This window comes from Hydrogenophaga sp. FG152, assembly GCF_057809615.1.
On the sequence record NZ_JBMDKH010000054.1, the window covers coordinates 1 to 320 of the forward strand.

1 protein-coding gene is annotated in these 320 nt (G+C 69.1%); it reads right to left on the bottom strand.

Going from position 1 to position 320, the window contains the following annotated elements; genetic code table 11:
* The coding region (locus ACODTB_RS25825; protein ID WP_488929887.1) for a flagellin at window positions 1–320 on the bottom strand (320 nt) is incomplete at both ends.

Consider the following 320-nt stretch of genomic DNA (forward strand, 5'->3'; position numbering starts at 1 on the left):
GCGTTCTCGAAGCGGCTTTGCAGGGCACCGAGGTCGGCGCGCGAGCTGTTGATGGCGTTGATCGCGGTGTCGATCACCTTCAGGGCCTTTTGCGCGTCGCCGAAGCTGTTGACGCTGATGTCGTCGAGCTGGCTCGTGGCCGCGGCGCTGTCGGCCGGGGCGGCGCCGGTGGTGGTGGCACCGAAGCCGACGAAGCTGGCGGCCGTGATGGCGGTGTCGGAGAACACCTCGAAGCCGGTGGCGGTGCCGCCGGCGTTGTAGGTGACGCGGGCGAACACGCCGGTGTCGGACGACTTGGCGTTGATCGCGTCCACCACCTG